This is a genomic window from Rhodanobacter ginsengisoli, assembly GCF_042657065.1.
GTDB classification, from domain to species: domain Bacteria; phylum Pseudomonadota; class Gammaproteobacteria; order Xanthomonadales; family Rhodanobacteraceae; genus Rhodanobacter; species Rhodanobacter ginsengisoli.
On record NZ_JBHSNF010000001.1, the window covers coordinates 65,769 to 84,751 of the forward strand.

Annotated in this window: 13 protein-coding genes; 7 read left to right on the forward strand and 6 right to left on the reverse strand. The window is 66.6% G+C overall.

Going from position 1 to position 18,983, the window contains the following annotated elements; genetic code table 11:
- Positions 1 to 123: 123 nt before the first annotated feature.
- The 4 genes from ACFPPA_RS00295 to def form a co-directional block, all read right to left on the reverse strand.
- Complete coding sequence (locus tag ACFPPA_RS00295) at positions 124 to 1,839, reverse strand: ArnT family glycosyltransferase (protein WP_377316123.1); 1,716 nt, start codon at positions 1,837 to 1,839, stop codon at positions 124 to 126.
- 92 nt (positions 1,840 to 1,931) lie between these two features.
- Positions 1,932 to 3,233, reverse strand: a complete 1,302-nt coding sequence (rsmB, locus tag ACFPPA_RS00300) for a 16S rRNA (cytosine(967)-C(5))-methyltransferase RsmB (protein WP_377316125.1) — start codon at positions 3,231 to 3,233, stop codon at positions 1,932 to 1,934.
- A 25-nt stretch (positions 3,234 to 3,258) separates the two neighbouring features.
- A complete protein-coding gene (gene fmt / locus ACFPPA_RS00305; RefSeq protein ID WP_377316127.1) occupies positions 3,259 to 4,200 on the reverse strand; it encodes a methionyl-tRNA formyltransferase in 942 nt (313 codons plus the stop codon).
- Complete coding sequence (gene def, locus ACFPPA_RS00310) at positions 4,197 to 4,706, reverse strand: peptide deformylase (RefSeq protein ID WP_377316129.1); 510 nt, start codon at positions 4,704 to 4,706, stop codon at positions 4,197 to 4,199. The genes fmt and def overlap by 4 nt, the downstream gene beginning before the upstream one ends.
- A gap of 188 nt (positions 4,707 to 4,894) precedes the next feature.
- On the opposite strand from def, the gene ACFPPA_RS00315 reads away from it, so the two are divergent.
- From ACFPPA_RS00315 to ACFPPA_RS00345, 7 genes are all read left to right on the forward strand, one after another.
- A complete protein-coding gene (locus ACFPPA_RS00315; protein WP_377316131.1) occupies positions 4,895 to 6,016 on the forward strand; it encodes a LysM peptidoglycan-binding domain-containing protein in 1,122 nt (373 codons plus the stop codon).
- A 91-nt stretch (positions 6,017 to 6,107) separates the two neighbouring features.
- Positions 6,108 to 7,298, forward strand: a complete 1,191-nt coding sequence (gene dprA, locus ACFPPA_RS00320; protein WP_377316133.1) for a DNA-processing protein DprA — start codon at positions 6,108 to 6,110, stop codon at positions 7,296 to 7,298.
- A gap of 132 nt (positions 7,299 to 7,430) precedes the next feature.
- The gene (locus ACFPPA_RS00325) at positions 7,431 to 9,959 is read left to right on the forward strand and encodes a DNA topoisomerase I (RefSeq protein WP_377316135.1); all 2,529 of its coding nucleotides are present in this window, start codon (positions 7,431 to 7,433) and stop codon (positions 9,957 to 9,959) included.
- Positions 9,960 to 10,532 carry an L-threonylcarbamoyladenylate synthase type 1 TsaC gene (tsaC, locus tag ACFPPA_RS00330; protein WP_377316137.1) on the forward strand — a complete coding sequence of 191 codons (573 nt, stop codon included), beginning with the start codon at positions 9,960 to 9,962 and terminating at the stop codon, positions 10,530 to 10,532.
- 147 nt (positions 10,533 to 10,679) lie between these two features.
- Positions 10,680 to 12,053 carry an AMP-binding protein gene (locus ACFPPA_RS00335; RefSeq protein WP_377316139.1) on the forward strand — a complete coding sequence of 458 codons (1,374 nt, stop codon included), beginning with the start codon at positions 10,680 to 10,682 and terminating at the stop codon, positions 12,051 to 12,053.
- Positions 12,054 to 12,137: 84 nt separating this feature from the next.
- The gene (gene purD / locus ACFPPA_RS00340; protein ID WP_377316141.1) at positions 12,138 to 13,433 is read left to right on the forward strand and encodes a phosphoribosylamine--glycine ligase; all 1,296 of its coding nucleotides are present in this window, start codon (positions 12,138 to 12,140) and stop codon (positions 13,431 to 13,433) included.
- A 164-nt stretch (positions 13,434 to 13,597) separates the two neighbouring features.
- Positions 13,598 to 14,476 carry a YbaY family lipoprotein gene (locus tag ACFPPA_RS00345; protein ID WP_377316143.1) on the forward strand — a complete coding sequence of 293 codons (879 nt, stop codon included), beginning with the start codon at positions 13,598 to 13,600 and terminating at the stop codon, positions 14,474 to 14,476.
- 103 nt (positions 14,477 to 14,579) lie between these two features.
- Here ACFPPA_RS00345 and ACFPPA_RS00350 read toward each other — a convergent pair whose 3' ends face one another.
- Together ACFPPA_RS00350 and ACFPPA_RS00355 are read right to left on the reverse strand one after the other, a co-directional pair.
- Positions 14,580 to 16,430 (reverse strand): autotransporter domain-containing protein, encoded by a 1,851-nt coding sequence (locus ACFPPA_RS00350; protein ID WP_377316145.1) that lies wholly within the window; start codon positions 16,428 to 16,430, stop codon positions 14,580 to 14,582.
- Between the two features lie 118 nt (positions 16,431 to 16,548).
- Positions 16,549 to 18,864 (reverse strand): Tex family protein, encoded by a 2,316-nt coding sequence (locus ACFPPA_RS00355; RefSeq protein ID WP_377316147.1) that lies wholly within the window; start codon positions 18,862 to 18,864, stop codon positions 16,549 to 16,551.
- Positions 18,865 to 18,983 lie beyond the last annotated feature (119 nt).

Here is an 18,983-nt window from a genome sequence, read left to right on the forward strand (position 1 = left end):
TCCGGCCAGTGTCCTCCGCGTGGCGCGCGCGCGAAACATCGTAACACCGAGGTTCATCCTTCTTGTGGCCGACACCGGTGCGAACGCAAATTGTTGCGCTTGCAGGGGAGGCACGGCCCCATGCTAAGGCGTGTCGTCCTCGTCCGTGCCCGCTCCGGGGGTACAGCCGGGGATTACCGCATCGGCCCTGAACATCCACCATTCCCGCCGATTGGCGTGGCCGACATGGATGGCATGGTGGCGATCCACGCATGAACCCATCGCCTCGTCGAGGCTGAAGATCCAGCGCTGCGCGGGAGCCTGCCGCAACCAGGTGATGGCGTCGGCATATTGCTGCGGCCACGGTTTGAGGAAGCCGAATTCGGCGACCGGCCCCTGTGCCATCAGCAGGTTCTGTTCCTTCCAGGCGAGCAGGCCGATCGTGGCGTCCGGTCCGGCGATGCCGCGGGCCTTTGCCATCACGTCGTATGCCGAACGATCGCCGTTGAGCATCGGATAACCCCACAGGCCGTAAAGCCCCCACAGCACGCCGGCAAACAGCAGCCAGCCCAGTGGCGCGCGGCGCACCCGGGTGGACGCGACGATCAACAGCCCGGCCACACCCACGCTCAGCAGCAGCCACCAGATCTGCGGATCCAGGCTTTGCTCGATGCGGCCGGCCCAGGCGGGATGTCGATGGAGTGCCAGTGCGGCGGCGAGAGTCAGGGCGCCGGACAGCAGCGCGGTCAAGCCGAATACCGTCGCGCGCACGTCGCGTCGGCGCAGCAGGCCCGGCAGCAGAGGCGCCAGGGCCAGCGCCATCATCGGCAGGGCCGGCAGAATGTAGACGTCGCGCTTGCCTGGACTGAACGAGAAGAACAGCACGATCAGCACGATCCAGCCCAGTGGCAACAGGAACCGCGCATCGTGTCGCTTCAGACGCCGCCACCAGGCAGGCAGGGCCCACGGCAGCAGCAGGGACAGCGGCAACCAGTCGGCTGCGATGATGCCGAGGAAATAGAACGGCGAATGGAAGTGCCCGCTTGGCGTGGCGTAGCGATGGACGGTCTGCCCGAACAGGATGTTCTGCACGTAGGCGGCGTGTTGCGGGTCACCGTCGGCGCGAGCGGTCAGCAGCATCGGCAGCAGCCAGCCCAGGATCGGCACGAGGAACAGCGCCAGTCCGCCGGCCCAGCGCCATCCGCCGACGGGCAGTGCGAGCCGATGCCAGCCGCGCCGCCGCGCGAACAGATACGGAATCAGCATCAGCAACGCCAGCACGCCGACGCCCTTGGTCGCCACGCCGACGCCGGCGAAGAAGCAGCCGACCGCAAACCAGCGCCACGCCGGCCCCAGCAGCAGATGGCGCAGCAGGCCGTAATTGGCCAGGGTGATCCAGCCCAGCAACAGCGGGTCGATCTGCGCATTGCGCATCTGGTAGGTGAAGTGGATGGTGAGCAGCAGCGCGGTGGCGGCCAGCAGCGCGCTGCGGTGATTCCACAGCCGTCGCGCCAGGTCATAGACCAGCGCCAGAGCCACCAGCCCGGCCGCCAGCGACGGCAGCAGGAATGCCACCCGCCAGTTGCCCACCACGAGATAGGCCAGAGCCTGCAGCCACATGAATATCGGTGGCTTGTCCGGATACAGCTCGTGGCCACGATGCGGGAACAGCCACTGGCCGTGTTCGACCATGAGCCGCGCGACCAGCGCAAAGCGCGGCTCGTCGGACGGCCAGGGATCGCGCAGGCCGATGCCCAGACCGAGCAGCAGCAGGGCGAACACGCCGAACAGCAGCAGCTCCCAGCGGGCGTCGCGCAACCACAGCGGGCGTGCGCGGGAGAGGGGTAAACAAGGCTTCACGGGCGGTCGTTCCGTCGGCGGCGTTCAATGCTGCCAAGCATAGCCGGGCTGGCCGGCATCATCAGCGCCGGCATGTACTGTCGGCGCCGGGTTCAGCGCAGTTTCTGCAACACCGCGTAATACATGCCGTCCAGGTCATCGTCCCCGGGCAGGATCTGCCACCCGGTCGCGGCGGCCCGGCCTGCCGGCAGGCTGAACGCCACGGCCTGGGCGTCGGGCTGGGCTGCCAGCAGTTCGTCGACGATGGCCTCGTTCTCTGCGCGCAGCACCGAGCAGGTGATGTAGACCAGCCGCCCCCCCGGCGCCAGCAGTGGCCACAGCGCGGACAGGATGCGCCGCTGCTGCAGGTGCATGGCGCCGATATCGCGTTCGCGCCGATGCAGCCGCACATCCGGCCGTCGCCGCAATACGCCGGTGGCCGAGCAGGGCGCGTCGATCAGGATGCGATCGAACGGTTGGCCCTTCCACCAGCCTTTGGGCGCTCCGGCGTCGCCGATCACCAGTTTCGCATTCAGGCGCAGCCGCATCAGGTTCTGCCGGATGCGTTCCGCGCGAGCGGCATCCATCTCCAGCGCGGTCAGGTCGATGTCAGCGCGTTCCAGCAGGTGGCAGGCCTTGCCGCCCGGCGCGGCGCAGGCATCGAGCACGCGCAGGCCGTCGCGGAGATCGGCCAGGTCGGCAGCGACCTGGGCTGCGCCGTCCTGCACGGCAAACAGGCCGTCCTCGAAGCCGGGCATGCGGGTGACGTCGGTGCTGTGCGGCAGCACCAGCGCGTCGCTCAGCCACGGATGCGCGAGGGCCGCATAACCGGCGGCCTGCAACTGTTCGATCAACGCCGCGCGCTCGCTGCGCTGGCGATTCACCCGCAGCATCAGCGAGGGTTCGCGGTTGTCGGCGGCCATCACGGCGTCGGCCTGCGCCGGCCAGTCACGCTGCAGCGCCGCGGCCAGCCATGCCGGATGCGCGTGGCGGGTCTGCGGCCTGGCATCGAGCCGGGCCAGCAGGGTCTCGCGTTCACGCTGCCAGCGGCGCAACACGGCATTGACCAGCCCGGCCAGCTGCGGCCGTTTCAACGCGCGCACCGCTTCGACCGTGGCGGCCACGGCGGCGTAGTCCTGCAGTTCGAGGATCTCCAGTTGCACCAGGCCCAGCACCAGCAGCGCGTGCACGGCAGGATCCTTGTGGCGCAGGGACTTCTCCAGCAGGCCGTCGACCGCGGCATCGAAGCGCAGCCACCAGCGCGCACCCTCGCTGAGCAAGGCCATCAGCAGGGCGCGGTCCCTCGGGTCGGCCAGCCGGGGGGCGGAGCGTTCCATCACGTCGCGCAGCGAGGCGCCGCGCAGCGCGATCTCCGCCAGTCCCCTGGCAGCCAGGGCGCGGGTGTCGACCTTCATCGGAAGAAGCCCATCGGGTCAGCCCTCATCCGGCGCGGCGCAAGTCGGGTCGGGCATTGAGATAGTCCGCGGCGCTGATGCGTTTGCCACCGGCGCGCTGCAGCGCGGTGATGCGCAGTACGCCGGTGCCGCAGGCGAGTTCGATACCGTCGCGCCCGGCTTTCAGCAGGCTGCCGGGCGCGGCGTGGTGATCGAGCGCGAGCGCCTGCGCGGCCCAGATCCGCAACGGCTCCCCGGCGATCTCGCCTTCGGCCACCGGCCACGGGTCGAACGCGCGCACCTGGCGTTCCAGCTCGATCGCCGGACGGCTGAAATCGAGCTTCGCCTCGGCCTTGTCCAGCTTGTGCGCGTAGGTGACGCCTTCGTCCGGCTGAGCGGTGGCGGTCAGCGTTTCACCGGCCAGCGTGCGTCGCAGGCCCTCGGCCAGCAGCTCGGCGCCCAGGGCGGACAGGCGGTCATGCAGCGAGCCGCCGGTTTCGACGGAGGCAATCGGCGTGCGCCGTTGCAGCAATACCGGGCCGGTATCCAGGCCGGCCTCCATCTGCATCAGGTCGACGCCGCTTTCGGCATCGCCGGCGAGGATGGCGCGCTGCACCGGCGCCGCACCGCGCCAGCGCGGCAGCAGGCTGGCGTGCACGTTCCAGCAGCCGAGTCGCGGGATCGCCAGCACCTTGCGCGGCAGGATCAGTCCGTAGGCGACCACGACCAGCAGGTCCGGCCGGTACGCGGCCAGCGTCTGTTGCGCCTCGGCGGACTTCAGCGACTCGGGCTGCTCGACCGCGATACCGGCGGCCAGGGCGGCCTGCTTGACCGGGCTCGGGGTCAGCTTGCGTCCGCGGCCGGCGGGGCGGTCGGGCTGGGTATAGACGGCGACGACCTCGGCGCCGCTGGCGCGGCAGGCCTCGAGGCAGGGCACGGCGAACTCGGGAGTGCCGGCGAATACCAGCCGCAACGGGCGGTTGTTCAAACCGCTGCCGCCTGCTTGCGCTGCTTGTCCAGTCGCTTCAACAGCAGTGCGCGTTTCAGCGACGACAGGTAGTCGACGAACACCTTGCCTTCCAGATGATCCATCTCGTGCTGGATGCACACCGCCAGCGGGCCCTCGGCCTCGACGATGACCTCCTTGCCATCGACGTCCTGCGCTTTCACCCTGACCTTCAGTGCACGGGTGACATCGGCGTACAGGCCCGGAAACGACAGGCAGCCCTCCTGATAGACCTGCGAGCCTTCCTTTTCGAGGATCTGCGCGTTGATCAGCGCCAGTGGCTGCTTGCGGTCGTCACTCATGTCGGCGACCAGCACGCGCCGGTGCACGTTGACCTGGGTCGCGGCGAGGCCGACACCATTGGCGGCATACATGGTTTCGAACAGGTCGGCGACGAACTGCTTGAGTTCGGCGTCGAACACACGCACCGGTTCGGCGCGGGTGCGCAGGCGGGGGTCGGGAAATTCGAGTATGGAAAGGACGGACATGGATTTCACCTCGGCGCCGGAATTGCGGGCGATTTGGTAAAAAGCCACCCCGGTGCGATCTAGAATGTGCATCATTGTACGTCGGCAAGCACGCGAGTGCAGACGATTTTTGCCAACTCGCGCCTGTTGCGCGGGTTAACCATTCGGTTACACTCGACCGAGCATCTGGGGAAGGGGGATTCCCGCCAATGATCAGAAAAATTATCGTGTTGCTGGCCGGCATGCTGGTCACCGTCGCTGTCTATGCAGCTGGCGCGCAACTGCGGGCAGATCACCCTGACAGCTACACCGTGCGTCGGGGCGACACCTTGTGGGATATCTCCGCCAAATTCCTGTCCAAGCCCTGGCTGTGGCCGGAAATCTGGCAGGCCAATCCGCAGGTTCGCAACCCGCACCTGATTTACCCCGGGGACGTGCTCAACCTGTCCTTCATCAATGGACCGAGCCTGCGATTGCAGCCGCAGGTGCATCCCGAAGGCGAGGCGGTGCCGGCGATTCCGCTGTCAGAGCTGAAGATGTTCCTCAAGGACATGCGGGTGATGGACTCCAACGCGGTCAGTTCCGCACCGTATGTGGTGGGTCTGGAAGAGGCCCGCCTGCGTGGCGCCGTCGGCCAGAACATCTATGTGCGTGGCCTTCAGGGCGAGCCGGGACAGCGCTGGGCGATCGTGCGTCCGACCCATGTATTCCGTGGTTTCGATCAGGGCGATGCAAGCGGCGCCGATCTGGTCAGTCACGGTCTGGACAGCAATGCGGCGATGGTCAATGCGCCGTGGCGCGAGGATTCGCGCAACGACGGCCACTATGGCAAAGGTGACGACCTCGGTGTCGAGGTCAGCGTGATCGGCACGGCGGAGACCTTGCGCATGGGCGATCCGTCGACCCTGCTGCTGCTCGGTTCGACCATGGAAATCCGCAGCGGCGATCGCATCATGCCGATCGACGACACACCGTACGACCCCTTCTATTACCCGCATGCACCGAAATCGGTACCTGCCGGCGCCAAGGTGATCGGCTTCGCCGATGCCCTGGACGCGGCGGGTTCGCGCCAGGTGGTGATGCTGTCGATCGGCGCCAGGGATGGGGTCGACAATGGCCAGACCTTCACCGTCTACGAGCCGGGCGAGACGATCCACGACGACGTGGCCAGCAACAGCTGGCACCGCGATATCGGCAAGCGTGTCACCCTGCCGGACGAATACGTCGGTCACGTGATGGTGTTCCGCACCTTCAACCGGGTCAGCTATGGCCTGATCATGGACAGCCTGCGACCGGTGCATATCGGCGGCCGTCTGCGCGCGCCGGAATAACCTCCGGGCACCGGCATCGGTATCTGCCTACAAGACGGCGCGGCGATCACCGCGCCGTTTCTGTTTGTGTGAGCTCCGTAAACTGCAACGTATGCACATGGACGACATGGATGAACTGCGCGCATGGCTGATCGCCCTGCGTACACCGGGCCTGGGCCCCGGCGGGCTGCGCGAGCGGCTCGATGCCGCCGAGGGCGACATCGGCCGGACGCTGACCCAGCTGCGGCGCCACGCTGCGCAGCTCGGCGAGTCGGCGCAGGCATGGCTGGCGCAACCCGATGAGGCGTTGCTGGCTACCGATCTGGCCTGGCTGGCGGAGCCGGGGCATCGACTGCTGCGTTGCACCGAGGCGGACTTTCCGCCGCAGCTGGAAAACATCCCGCAACCACCCGCGGTGCTGTTCGTCGTCGGCGATGCCAGCCAGTTGCTGTATCCGCAGGTCGCGATTGTCGGCGCCCGCGGCGCCAGCGCGGGCGGGCTGGCGCATGCGCGCGCGTTTGCCCGAAGCCTGGTCGGCGCCGGTTTCGTGATCACCAGCGGCATGGCCGACGGCATTGACGGTGCGGCTCACGCTGCCACGATGGACGCCGGTGCGGCCACGCTGGCGGTGATCGGTACCGGACCGGATCGCGTGTATCCGCGCAAGCACCACGCGTTGGCTACGCGGATCGCCGCACGGGGCGCCCTGATCAGTGAGTTTCCGCCCGGCACGGCCGCTCGCGCCGACCATTTTCCGCGCCGCAACCGGATCATTTCCGGCCTCTCGCTGGGCACCCTGGTGATCGAAGCAGGCCTGCGCTCGGGCTCGTTGATCACCGCGCGCCTTGCCGCCGAGCAGGGGCGGGAGGTGTTCGCCTTGCCCGGTTCCATCCACAATCCGCTGGCCCGCGGTTGCCATCGCCTGATTCGTGACGGCGCACGCCTGGTGGAGAGCGCGGCGGAAATTATCGAGACATTGGCACCGGCAGCGCGCATGCTTGGCGCCGAGCTGAATGCCCGACTGCAGCTGGATACCGATGGCGCGAAGGCGCTGCAGGGGGTTGGCGATGGTGTGGCGAATGGCTCGTGCAGCACCTCCGCCTGGTGCCCGGATCCTGAGTATCGGCGACTTTTGGCTGAACTTGGCCACGAACCGGCGACAATGGACGAACTTGTCCGACGTACCGGCTTGTCTGCGGCGGCCTTGTCCTCGATGCTGCTGATGCTGGAGCTGGAGGCACGGGTCGAGAGTCTGCCCGGCAACCGTTACCAGCAATTGCCGGGTGGCAGCATGAATGGCTGATCCGGTGCATCCATCCCCGGCGGAGCGTCGCCGGCCGCCGCGGCGCTTGACAGCCGCTGGCGCGGCATGGTTTCAACTATATATATGTCCGGCACGGAAGCGCCGGTGGTTCACTTGCGGAAATCCAGCTTCATGGCAAAAAACCTGCTCATCGTCGAATCACCGGCCAAGGCCAAGACGATCAACAAATACCTCGGCAAGGACTTCCAGGTCCTGGCCTCCTACGGTCACGTTCGTGACCTGAAGCCGAAGGAGGGCGCGGTCGATACCGAGCACGGCTTCACCATGGCCTACGAGGTGATCGAGCGCAATCAGAAGCATGTCGACGCGATCGCCAAGGCCGCCAAGCTGGCTGACGACATCTATCTCGCGACCGATCTGGATCGCGAGGGCGAGGCGATCAGCTGGCATATCAGCGAGATCCTGAAGGAGCGCGGCCTGGTCGAGGGCAAGCGCATGCATCGGGTGGTGTTCTCCGAGATCACGCCGAAGGCGATCAAGGCCGCCGTGGCCGCGCCGCGCGAGCTGTCGCACGATCTGGTCGACGCGCAGCAGGCCCGCCGCGCGCTGGATTACCTGGTCGGCTTCAACCTCTCGCCGGTGCTCTGGCGCAAGGTGCAGCGCGGCCTGTCCGCCGGCCGGGTGCAGTCGCCGGCGCTGCGCATGATCGTCGAGCGCGAGGAAGAGATCGAGGCGTTCAACGCGCGTGAGTACTGGAGCATCGAGGCGCAACTCAAGCACGCCGAAGGCGACTTCACGGCCCGCCTGAGCCGGCTCAACGGCAAGAAGTTCGAGCAGTTCGATCTGACCAACGAGGCCGATGCACAGGCTGCGCGCGATGCGTTGAAACAGGCCGCGCACGGCCAGCTCACCGTCAGCGATGTCGGCTCGAAGGAGCGCAAGCGCCGCCCGGCCGCACCGTTCACCACCTCGACCCTGCAGCAGGAAGCCGCGCGCAAGCTGGGCTTCACCACCAGTCGCACGATGAAGGTCGCGCAGGGCCTGTACGAAGGCGTGGCGCTCGGCGACGAGGGCAACGTCGGCCTGATCACCTACATGCGTACCGACTCCACCATGCTTGGCGACGATGCGCTGGCCGAGCTGCGCCAGCTGATCGCCCGCGACTTCGGCACGCAGGCGCTGCCGGATGCGCCGCAGATGTACAAGACCAAGTCGAAGAACGCGCAGGAAGCGCATGAGGCGATCCGCCCCACTTCGGCGATGTACACGCCAAAATCGATCGGGGCGTTCCTCAACGATGATCAGCGCAAGCTGTACGAGCTGATCTGGAAGCGCACGGTGGCCTGCCAGATGATTCACGCCACACTGAACACCGTGTCGGTGGAGTTCGCCCTGCGCGATGTCGCCGGTGGCGACGCGTCGTTCCGCGCCAGCGGCACCACCGTGATCGATCCCGGCTTCCTCGCCGTCTATGAGGAAGGCAGCGACCAGAAGAAGGCCGACGATGACGACGAGGGCCGCCGCCTGCCGCGGCTGACGGTGGGCGAGCAGGTGCCGCTGCACGAGATCGCCGCCGACCAGCACTTCACCGAGCCACCGCCGCGCTATTCCGAGGCCAGCCTGGTCAAGGCGCTGGAAGAGCACGGCATCGGCCGGCCGTCCACCTACGCCAGCATCATCCAGGTGCTGCAGAACCGCGAATACGTCTTTCTCGACAGCCGTCGCTTCAAGCCCAGCGACGTCGGTCGTGCGGTCAGCAAGTTCCTCACCGCGCACTTCACCCGCTACGTCGATTACGACTTCACCGCGAAGATGGAAGACGAGCTCGATGCGGTCAGTCGCGGCGAGGAGGCCTGGGTGCCGCTGATGGAGCGGTTCTGGCTGCCGTTCAAGCAGCAGGTCGACGAGAAGACCGAGTCGGTCGATCGCAGCGAAGCCACCGGCGCGCGCGAACTCGGCAGCGATCCGAAAACCGGCAAGCCGGTCTCGGTGCGGCTGGGACGGTTCGGACCGTATGCCGCCATCGGCACCAAGGATGACGAGGAGAAGCCCACCTTCGCCAGCCTGCGTCCCGGCCAGAGCATGCATACCATCACGCTGGCCGAGGCGCTGGAGTTGTTCAAGCTGCCGCGCCAGCTCGGCCAGGCGGAGAACGGCGACGAAGTGATGGTGGGCGTCGGTCGTTTCGGCCCGTTCGTGAAACAGGGCAGCACCTACGCCTCGCTGAAACCGGAGGACGATCCGTACACGATCGAATTGCCGCGTGCGCTGCAGATCGTGGCCGAGAAGCTGGAGATGCTGGCGAACCGGCTGATCCTCGATTTCGGCAACGGCGTGCAGGTGCTGAATGGTCGCTACGGCGCCTACATCACCGATGGCGAGAAGAATGCCCGCATCCCGAAGGAGCAGGAGCCGAAGGAGTTGACCGAGGCGCAGTGCCTCGAGCTGCTGGCGGCGGCGCCGGTACGCAAGGGGCGCTTCGGCAAGAAGACCGCGACCAAGAAGGCTGCCGCGAAGAAGGCGGCGCCGGCGAAAAAGACCGCCGTCAAGAAAGCCGCCAGCAAGAAGACCGCAACAAAGAAAACCGCCGCCAGGAAGGCCGCGACAAAGAAGACCGCCGCCAAGAAGACCGCGACCAGGAAGGTTGCTGCGGAAAAGGCGACAGTCGAAAAAGTCGCCGTCGGCAAAGCCGAGGTCTGAGTGCTTCAACGTTTCGGCCTCGACGAGCTGACTGCCGCCGCCGCGCTGTTGCGCGCCGGCGGCGTGCTGGCCTATCCGACCGAGGCGGTATTCGGCCTCGGCTGCGATCCGCACGACCGCATCGCGTTTGAACGGTTGTTCGCGCTCAAGCAGCGACCGCCGGCACAGGGTGTGTTGCTGATTGCGGCGGAGTTCGCGCAGGTCGAGCGCTATATCGAGCTGGCTGCCGTGCCGGCAGAGATCCTGCAACAGGTCCGGGCGAGCTGGCCGGGGCCGCACACCTGGGTGTTCCCCCGCTCGGCGCAGGTGCCTGCGTGGATCGCCGGCGAACATGCCGGTGTCGCGTTGCGGGTCACCGCGCACGCGCCGGCGGCGGCGCTGTGCCGGGCGTTCGGCGGTGCCCTGGTATCCACCAGCGCGAACCCGCATGGTGTACCGCCGGCGCGCACGGCGCAGATGGTCAGCGAATATTTTGGTGATGCCCTGGATGGCCTGCTGGACGCGCCACTGGGCGGCCAGGACCGTCCCACGGTGATTCGTGATGCGTTGACGGGGGCTATCATTCGCGCCTGAGCGGCAAGGGGCAGGCGTCGCCGGGGATCCGGCAACCGGCGCCGCGAAGCGATACGGGGAAGCGGCTTCGCCATTCACATCCACGTGAATCGGCCGGGGCCATGCTCAGCCGGTAGCGAAAATATAGAAATATAGGGAGATTACGGCTTGGCCATTGTTTACGACACCTACCGGCGTGAGGCGCCCCGGCGGCTGCCGCTGTTGCATGCGGCGGATCCTGCGCGGGTGCTTGCCCGACGCCACGGCACAGCGGTAACGGCCGCCCAGTTCCTGGCCCAGGTGCATGCCGTGGCTGCCGGTCTGCCGACCGCCACCGCGGCGGTGAACCTGTGCGAGGATCGCTATGCCTTCCTGGTGGCGTTCTGCGCCATCGTGCTGCGTGGCCAGGTCAATCTGCTGCCGTCCTCGCGTGCACCGCAGGCGATCGACGAGGTGATGGCGGCGCATCCGGGTTGCTATGCCGTGGGTGAATCGGCCCTCGATCCGGCGCCACCGGGCTATCGGCAACTGCCATCGCTGGATGTCACGCTGCCGGTTGCGCTCGACACGGTCTGGCCGCTGATTTCGGCCGATCAGGTCGTGGCAATTGGCTATACCTCCGGTTCCACCGGCACGCCCAGCGCGAATGTGAAGACCTGGGGCAGTTTTCACGCCAGCAACGGCGGCAATCTGGCGATGCTGCGTGCGGCGCTCGGCCGACGGGCGGAGATCGTCGCCACGGTGCCGCCGCAGCACATGTACGGCATGGAGATGTCGGTGTTGCTGCCGCTGCTGGGCGAGTACGGCGTGCATACCGGGCGGCCGTTCTTTCCTGCCGATGTGGCCGCCGCCTTGGCCGAGGTGCCGTCGCCGCGGCTGCTGGTGACCACGCCGGTGCATCTGCGTGCGCTGGTCGAATCGGGTATTGCGTTGCCGCGTATTGCCGCGATCGTATCGGCCACCGCGCCGTTGCCGCTCGAGTTGGCGCGCGTCGCCGAGCAGCGATTTGGCGGGCCGGTGCTGGAAGTGTTCGGTTCCACCGAGACTTGTGTGTTTGCCAGTCGCCGCCCGGCGGTGGATGAGGACTGGTTGCTGTACGACGGCGTCATCCTGCACCCGCAACCGGACGGCACCGCGGTCGAGGCGCCGCAGTTGAATGGAACCACCATCCTGGCCGATATCGTCAGCCTGTCCGACGGCGGCCGCCGCTTCCGCCTGTGCGGTCGCCATGCCGACATGCTGGAGATTGCCGGCAAGCGAGCGTCGCTGGGGGATCTCAGTCGCCGCCTGCTGGCGATTCCCGGCGTGAAGGACGGCGTGGTGTTCCAGCTGGATGGCGGCGATGCGCTGGGTGTGCACCGTATCGCCGCCCTCGTGGTGGCGCCGGGGCTGGACGAGCACGTCATCCTCGATGCCTTGCGCCAGGCGATCGATCCGCTGTTCCTGCCGCGCCCGCTGCGTCTGGTGGATGCGCTGCCCCGCAACGAGACCGGCAAGTTGCCGCGCGCGGCCCTGCTCGAGCTGCTGCACCGGCACGACTGAGCGCCACCGCCGTGCGCGGCGCGGTCATGGCACCCGGTACAATGGCCGTTTGCGCTGCATGCGCCCTGGGCTCGGGAGTTGGACATGAAGGTTCTGGTCATCGGCGGTGGCGGTCGCGAACACGCGCTGGCCTGGAAGCTGGTGCAATCGGCACGGGTCGACGAGGTGATCGTGGCTCCCGGCAACGCAGGCACCGCGCATGAGCCGGGCGTGCGCAATGCCGACGTGGCGGCGCATGATCTGGACGGACTGCTGGAGCTGGCCCGGCGCGAGAAGGTGGGTCTGACCGTGGTCGGTCCCGAAGTGCCGCTGGTGGCCGGTGTGGTCGATCGTTTCCGCGCCGCCGGTCTGCGCATCTTCGGGCCACGCGCCATCGCCGCGCAGCTGGAGGGTTCCAAGGCCTTCGCCAAGGACTTCCTGCAGCGGCACAATATTCCCAGCGCGCGCTATGCCGTATTCACCGAGTTGAACCGGGCACTGGCTTACGTGCGCGAGCACGGCGCGCCCATCGTGATCAAGGCCGATGGACTGGCTGCCGGCAAGGGCGTGGTGGTCGCGCTGAGCCTGGCCGACGCCGAGCTGGCGCTGCATGACATGCTTGGTGCGCACAGTTTCGGCGAGGCTTCGTCGCGGGTGGTGATCGAGGAATTTCTCGAAGGCGAGGAAGCCAGCTACATCGTGATGAGCGACGGCAGCCACGCGTTGCCGATGGCCAGCAGCCAGGATCACAAACGTCGCGACGACGGCGATCTCGGCCCCAATACCGGCGGCATGGGCGCGTATTCGCCGGCACCGGTGGTCACGCCCGAAGTCGAGCAGCGCATCCTCAGGGAAGTGATCGAGCCGACCCTGCGCGGGATGGCGGCCGAGGGGGCGCCGTTCATCGGTTTTCTGTACGCCGGCCTGATGATCGACTCCAGCGGTACGCCCAGGGTGATCGAGTTCAATGTGCGCTTTGGTGATCCGGAAACCCAGCCGATCATGATGCGGTTGAAATCCGATCTGGTCGAATTGATCGATGCCGCCCTCGACGGTCGTCTCGAGCACACCCGGGCGCGCTGGGACGCACGCCCGGCAATCGGCGTGGTGATGGCGGCCGGCGGTTACCCGGGGCGGGTGCGCAGTGGGGACCCGATCGACGGACTCGACGTGTCGGTCGAAGCCGATCGGAATGCCGGCGTGAAGGTGTTCCACGCCGGCACCCGGCTCGACGAGCAGGGTCGTGCGGTCACCGCGGGCGGCCGCGTGTTGACCGTGTGCGCGCTGGGTCGGGACATCGCCGCGGCACGCGAGCATGCTTATGCGGCGGTCAGCCGGATCCACTACGACGGCGCGTTCTGGCGCCGGGACATCGCGTATCGGGCGTTGCGGCGCCACTGACCGCGTTGCGTCGGCGTACGCCTGCGCATGGTAGGCCATTGGATGGATTGACTTTTCCGCGCCGCAATTTTTCCGCTATGCTTGGGGCTTCCCCCGCGTAGAGTCATGGCGCAGCAGCGTCTGAACGACCACGTGCTTGTATTCACGTTGATGAGGTTTTTCCCATGCGCAAGACGGTTTTGTCGCTGATGTCGCTCGCGGCGCTGGCTCTTTCAGCTTGCAGTGCCCCCAATTCGCCGCAGCAAACCGGCGCGGGTGCGCCTGCCCCGGCGGATACGGTGGGTATGGCCAGCAAGATTCCCAACGAGGTGAGCGGCACGATCTCCTTGCGCGCAGGCACCCCGCAGCCGTCCGCGACAGCCACCCTGGTGCTGAACCTGGTCGACGTGTCATCGACGGCCGTCGGCTCCGCGCCGCTGGCCAGCAAGACGTCCCCGGCGGGTACGTTCCCGCAGCCGTTCCAGCTCACCTTCAATCCGGCCGAGGTGAAGCCGAACGACCTGTACGTCATCCAGGCGATCCTGACCGACGGCGATCGTCATTATTCGATGCCGATCCAGGCGCCGGTGCTGGCAAAGGGCAGCAAGAATGACGGCGTGGCGATCGAGCTGGTCGCCGAGCAGACGCCGGGCGAAAAGGTTCTGGCCGACTTCACCGCCGAACAGAAGCAGCTCGGTGGCATGAAGGTCAGTCATGGCACCAAGCTCGAAAAGGACGTCTCGCGTGGTTGGCAGTTGTTCCGCGAGGCGGGCCAGGTCAAATTCATCCGCGAGCTGGTCGATTACGGCGCCAAGGGTTTCAGCAGCACCGATTACGCCTACAAGGACGGCAAGCCGTGGGCGATCGTGCAGCAGACCAAGCCCAGCCGCGACGGCAAGCCGAGCGCGATCGATCGTGCCGGCTGGAGCGACGATGGCTCGCTGGTGCTGAAGCAGCATCAGGTCGGTGACGACGTCCAGCCACTGGACGCCGACACCGCCGCGACGTTGAAGAAGCAGGCGATGGAAATCCTCAGCCTGGCGACTGGCGGCAAGAACAAGTAAGCCGTCCAGGCATTCGCATCGGCAACAAAAAGGCCGTCCGCTGATGCGGACGGCCTTTTTGTTGTTGCGTTGTACCTATGGGCCAATGGCCACGAGTGGCAGTTCAGAGCGCGATCTTGAATCCCATATTTACGCTGTTGTAACGCTGGCTGCTGTCGCTGAAGCGGCCGCTATAGCCGATCCAGCTGGACACCGTGGGGGTGAGCTGGGTAGACAGGCCCAGGCTGGCCATGCCCCAGGTCTTGTCCGGTACATAACCGGTCAGGGTGAACGAGCCGCCCATGCTGGTAAGTCCAGCCGTGACCTCCCTCGGGTCAGCCTTGCTGTCGTGGTTCCACGACAGTTCGGCGTAAGGCTTCAAGACGGCGTTCGAAATCTGGAACTCGCCTTGCACTCGCCAGCCGAGGGTGCTGATGAGTGCCTTGCGTTCCTGGTTGGCGAACCACATTGCGGTGCTGTCACCACTGCTTTCGTGGTAGCCGCTGACGCCGAAGTCATGCCACTCGACGTTGGCGAAAGGGCCGTACTGCAGCTTGTTCTGGCCGAACCACCAGCCGCCAGTGAAGCCCAGACCACCGTGCGAGCCACCGGTATTGCCGCTCTCCGTGCGAGTCATCGGGCCGATCTGGATGATGCGATTCACGTCGGTGAAGTGCGAGTGTCCCGCTTCGCCATAAGCCCCCAGGTAGGCGCCGCCGGAGTGATAAGTGACATAGGCCAGCACCGAGACATCCTGCATCTTGTAGCCGCCAGTACCCCCTGAAACCCCCGTGTTGTTGTGACCCAGGCCCAGCGCAGCGCCCATCGACACATTGTCGCTGTATTTCAGATCGCCGCCGAGGGTCAGGTCGAAGTTGTTGCTGTTGGCTCTTGGCGACGTGTCGGAGCCATCGAATCTCTGCTGAGCGTAGTTGGCATGTGCAAAGAAGCGGGTGCCACCGCCAGATCCGTCGTTGAGCATTTCGCCGCGAACGGTCTGCGTCTGCGTGGTAACGGCCGTCAGCGGAGCCTGGCTGAGCAGGGAAGTCTGGCCTGGCGCGGCAATTTCGGAGAGCACGACCTGCGACAGCAGGCGATCAGCTGCCTGTGTCGGGTGAACGCCATCGGCGAACAGGTAAGTGTTCTCGGTGCCCGGAGCGTACGTCACCGGTGCCCCCGAACCCTGCGGACCACATTGAAGCGAGCTGCCGCTTCCGCCTGTGCAAGCCGGTGCGGTGACATTGGTGAAGCCATAGTTTGACGGATTGGCAATGACTTCATTGACCAGCGCGAAGGCATTGACCGGGATGATATTCATGCCATTGGAGCTGAGCTGGCCGAGGCCAATGTTCAGCTGGTTGTTGTAAAGCGCCGACAGCTGGGTTGCACCGGCGGACGCCGCCGCGCCTCCGGCCATGCCGGCCGGCGTCTTGCCGATGTCGGGCAGGTTGTAGACCACCGCATACCTGGCGCCCGCCGTCTGCAGGCTGCCGATCAGGCCGAGTTCGGTCTGGGCAGCGGTCAGCGTGCCCGCACCCAGTACATTGGGATCGGTCGACGTGGCGGTCAGATAGAAGATGTCATTGGCGCCGCCCCACACCTGATAAAGCGCATGCGGGTCAGCCGCGCCACCACTGGCAGCCAGATACATCTGCAGCTGTTGCGGCAGCGTCGGGATCGGGCCTGCACTGGAGTTGTTCACCAGGCCCGCACCGCCGAAGGCATAGTCGGTGCCACCCAGCAGCGAAGCGGTGACAGGCAGGCCGAGCCCGCTGGCGACCATTTCCGGGGCGGTGAATCCGGGGTTGGTGGTGAATCGTGACGGCGTGGGCGAGCCCAGGGCCAGCGACAGATTGCCAGCGTCGCTGAGGCTATCGCCGATGATGACAACCTTGCTGAATTGAGCGGCGCTGGCAGCCATGCTGACCAACAACGAGGCTGCGATGGCGCCGGCGAGAACGCGGGTACGGTGCATGTCATCAAACTCCAGGGTGGGTAGATCACGTTATATTTCGGTTACGGTAATCTACTCCATACCGGAGCGCATGCTGCGCTGCACCGTGACGCTGCATGCGCTCGCTCGAGCGGGTTACTCAGCGTTGCTTGGCGCGCAGCAAGGCTTCGGCGAAGGCGTTGTTCGCCGGTGCCGCGGCGGGTTTCGGGGGTCCGCCAGCGTGTCGCGGGCCGCCGCCACGACGCGGCTCGGCCGCGCCGGCAATGGGTCGAGAGCGGCCTTGCCCCGGTTCGTCGTCGAGTCGCATCGACAGGCCGATGCGCTGGCGCGGCAGGTCGATCTCCATCACCTTGACCTTGACGATGTCGCCGGCCTTCACCGCGTCGCGCGGATCCTTGACGAAGCCGTGGGAAAGCGCCGACACGTGGACCAGGCCATCCTGGTGCACGCCGATGTCGACGAAGGCGCCGAACGCGGCGACATTGGTGACGCGACCTTCGAGGATCATGCCGGGCTTGAGGTCCTTCACGTCCTCGACGCCCTCGGCAAAGGTAGGCGCCACGAATTCCGGGCGTGGATCGCGGCCGGGCTTTTCCAGTTCCCTGAGGATGTCGCGCACGGTCGGCACACCGAACTTGTCATCGGTGAACTGCTCGGGCTGGAGCCCGCGCAGGAAACTGCTGTCGCCGATGATGTTGCGCACCTCTCGACCGCACTGCGCGATGATCCGCTCGACCACCGGGTACGCTTCCGGGTGCACCGAACTGGCATCCAGCGGGTTGTCGCCGTTGGACACGCGCAGGAAGCCGGCGCATTGCTCGAACGCCTTGTCGCCCAGCCGCGGCACTTTCAGCAGCGCCTTGCGGTTGGCGAACGGGCCGTTTGCGTCGCGGTGCTTGATCACGTTCTCGGCGACGCTGGCGCTCAGGCCGGCGACACGCGACAGCAGCGCCGCGGAGGCGGTGTTCACGTCGACCCCGACCGCGTTGACGCAGTCCTCCACGCGCGCGTCCAGCGCGCGCGCCAGCTTGATCTGGTTGACGTCGTGCTGGTACTGGCCCACGCCGATCGCCTTCGGCTCGATCTTCACCAGTTCGGCCAGCGGGTCCTGCAGCCGGCGGGCGATCGAGATCGCGCCGCGCAAGGTCACGTCGAGCTCGGGGAATTCCTTCGCGGCCAGTTCCGAGGCCGAGTAGATCGACGCGCCGGCTTCGCTGACCACCACTTTGGACAGCTTCAGGTCGGCGTGCTTCTTGATCAGTTCGCCGGCCAGCTTGTCGGTCTCGCGCGAGGCCGTGCCATTGCCGATCGCGATCAGGTCGACGCCATGCTGTTTGCTCAGCCGGGCGAGCTGGGCGATCGATTCGTTCCACTGCTTGCGCGGTTCGTGCGGATAGATCACGTCGGTGGCCAGCAGTTTGCCGGTCGCATCGACCACGGCCACCTTGACCCCGGTGCGGATGCCCGGATCCAGTCCCATCACCGTCTTGGCGCCGGCCGGCGCGGCCAGCATCAGGTCCTTGAGGTTGTCGCCGAACACGCGGATCGCCTCGTCCTCGGCGCCTTCGCGCACGCGGCCGAACAGATCCAGGGTCAGGTGCAGATGCAGTTTCACCCGCCAGGTCAGGCGCACCGTCTCGCGCAGCCATGCATCGGCGGCACGGCCACGGTTGTGGATGTCGGCGTGCGCGGCGACGCGGCCTTCGCCTTCGGCGTGGCCCTGCTCGGGATCGGCGGTGGGCGCCAGCTCGAGTTCGATCACGCCTTCGTTGCGGGCGCGCATCAGCGCCAGCAGCCGGTGCGAGGGAATCTTGCCGATCGGCTCGACGTGGTCGAAGTAGTCGCGGAATTTCGCGCCGGCCTGTTCCTTGCCCTCGACCAGCTTCGCGCGGATCTGGCCCTGCGCCCACAGCCAGTCGCGCAGCTCGCCGACCAGATGGGCGTCTTCGGCGATCGATTCCATCAGGATCGCGCGCGCGCCGTCCAGCGCGGCGCGGACGTCGGCAATGCCCTTGTCGGCGTCGACGAACGCTTCGGCGAAGGCTTCCGGTGACCGCGTGGGATCTTCGCGCAGACCCAGGGCCAGCGGCTCCAGCCCGGCTTCGCGCGCGATCTGCGCCTTGGTGCGGCGCTTGGGCTTGAACGGCAGGTACAGATCCTCCAGTCGCGCCTTGGTGTCGGCGGCGAGCAGCTCGCCCTTCAATGTCTCGCTGAGCTTGCCCTGTTCCTCCACGCTGGCGAGGATCGCCGCGCGGCGGTCTTCCAGCTCGCGCAGGTAGCGCAGGCGTTCTTCCAGCAGGCGCAGCTGGGTATCGTCGAGGCCACCGGTGACCTCCTTGCGATAGCGTGCGATGAACGGCACGGTGGCGCCGCCGTCGAGAAGATCCACGGCCGCCTGCACCTGGTCGGGGCGGGCGGCGATGTCATGGGCGATGCGTTGTTCGATGCTTGGCATGGATGTCACGATTCCTTGCGGCAGGCTCACGCCTGATGGAACCGTGAATGATATCAAGTCGCCTGCATGCAGCGGCCGACCGGCAGCCGTACGGCCGTCGGCCCTGCGCCGGTCGGCAG

Coding starts and splice junctions, on each gene's coding strand:
- rsmB (WP_377316125.1), bottom strand. CDS start 3,233: ATGAAGGTCGACACCCGCGCCCTGGCTGCCAGGGGACTGGCGGAGATC.
- def (WP_377316129.1), bottom strand. CDS start 4,706: ATGTCCGTCCTTTCCATACTCGAATTTCCCGACCCCCGCCTGCGCACC.
- ACFPPA_RS00315 (WP_377316131.1), top strand. CDS start 4,895: ATGATCAGAAAAATTATCGTGTTGCTGGCCGGCATGCTGGTCACCGTC.
- dprA (WP_377316133.1), top strand. CDS start 6,108: ATGCACATGGACGACATGGATGAACTGCGCGCATGGCTGATCGCCCTG.
- ACFPPA_RS00325 (WP_377316135.1), top strand. CDS start 7,431: ATGGCAAAAAACCTGCTCATCGTCGAATCACCGGCCAAGGCCAAGACG.
- purD (WP_377316141.1), top strand. CDS start 12,138: ATGAAGGTTCTGGTCATCGGCGGTGGCGGTCGCGAACACGCGCTGGCC.
- ACFPPA_RS00345 (WP_377316143.1), top strand. CDS start 13,598: ATGCGCAAGACGGTTTTGTCGCTGATGTCGCTCGCGGCGCTGGCTCTT.
- ACFPPA_RS00350 (WP_377316145.1), bottom strand. CDS start 16,430: ATGCACCGTACCCGCGTTCTCGCCGGCGCCATCGCAGCCTCGTTGTTG.
- ACFPPA_RS00355 (WP_377316147.1), bottom strand. CDS start 18,864: ATGCCAAGCATCGAACAACGCATCGCCCATGACATCGCCGCCCGCCCC.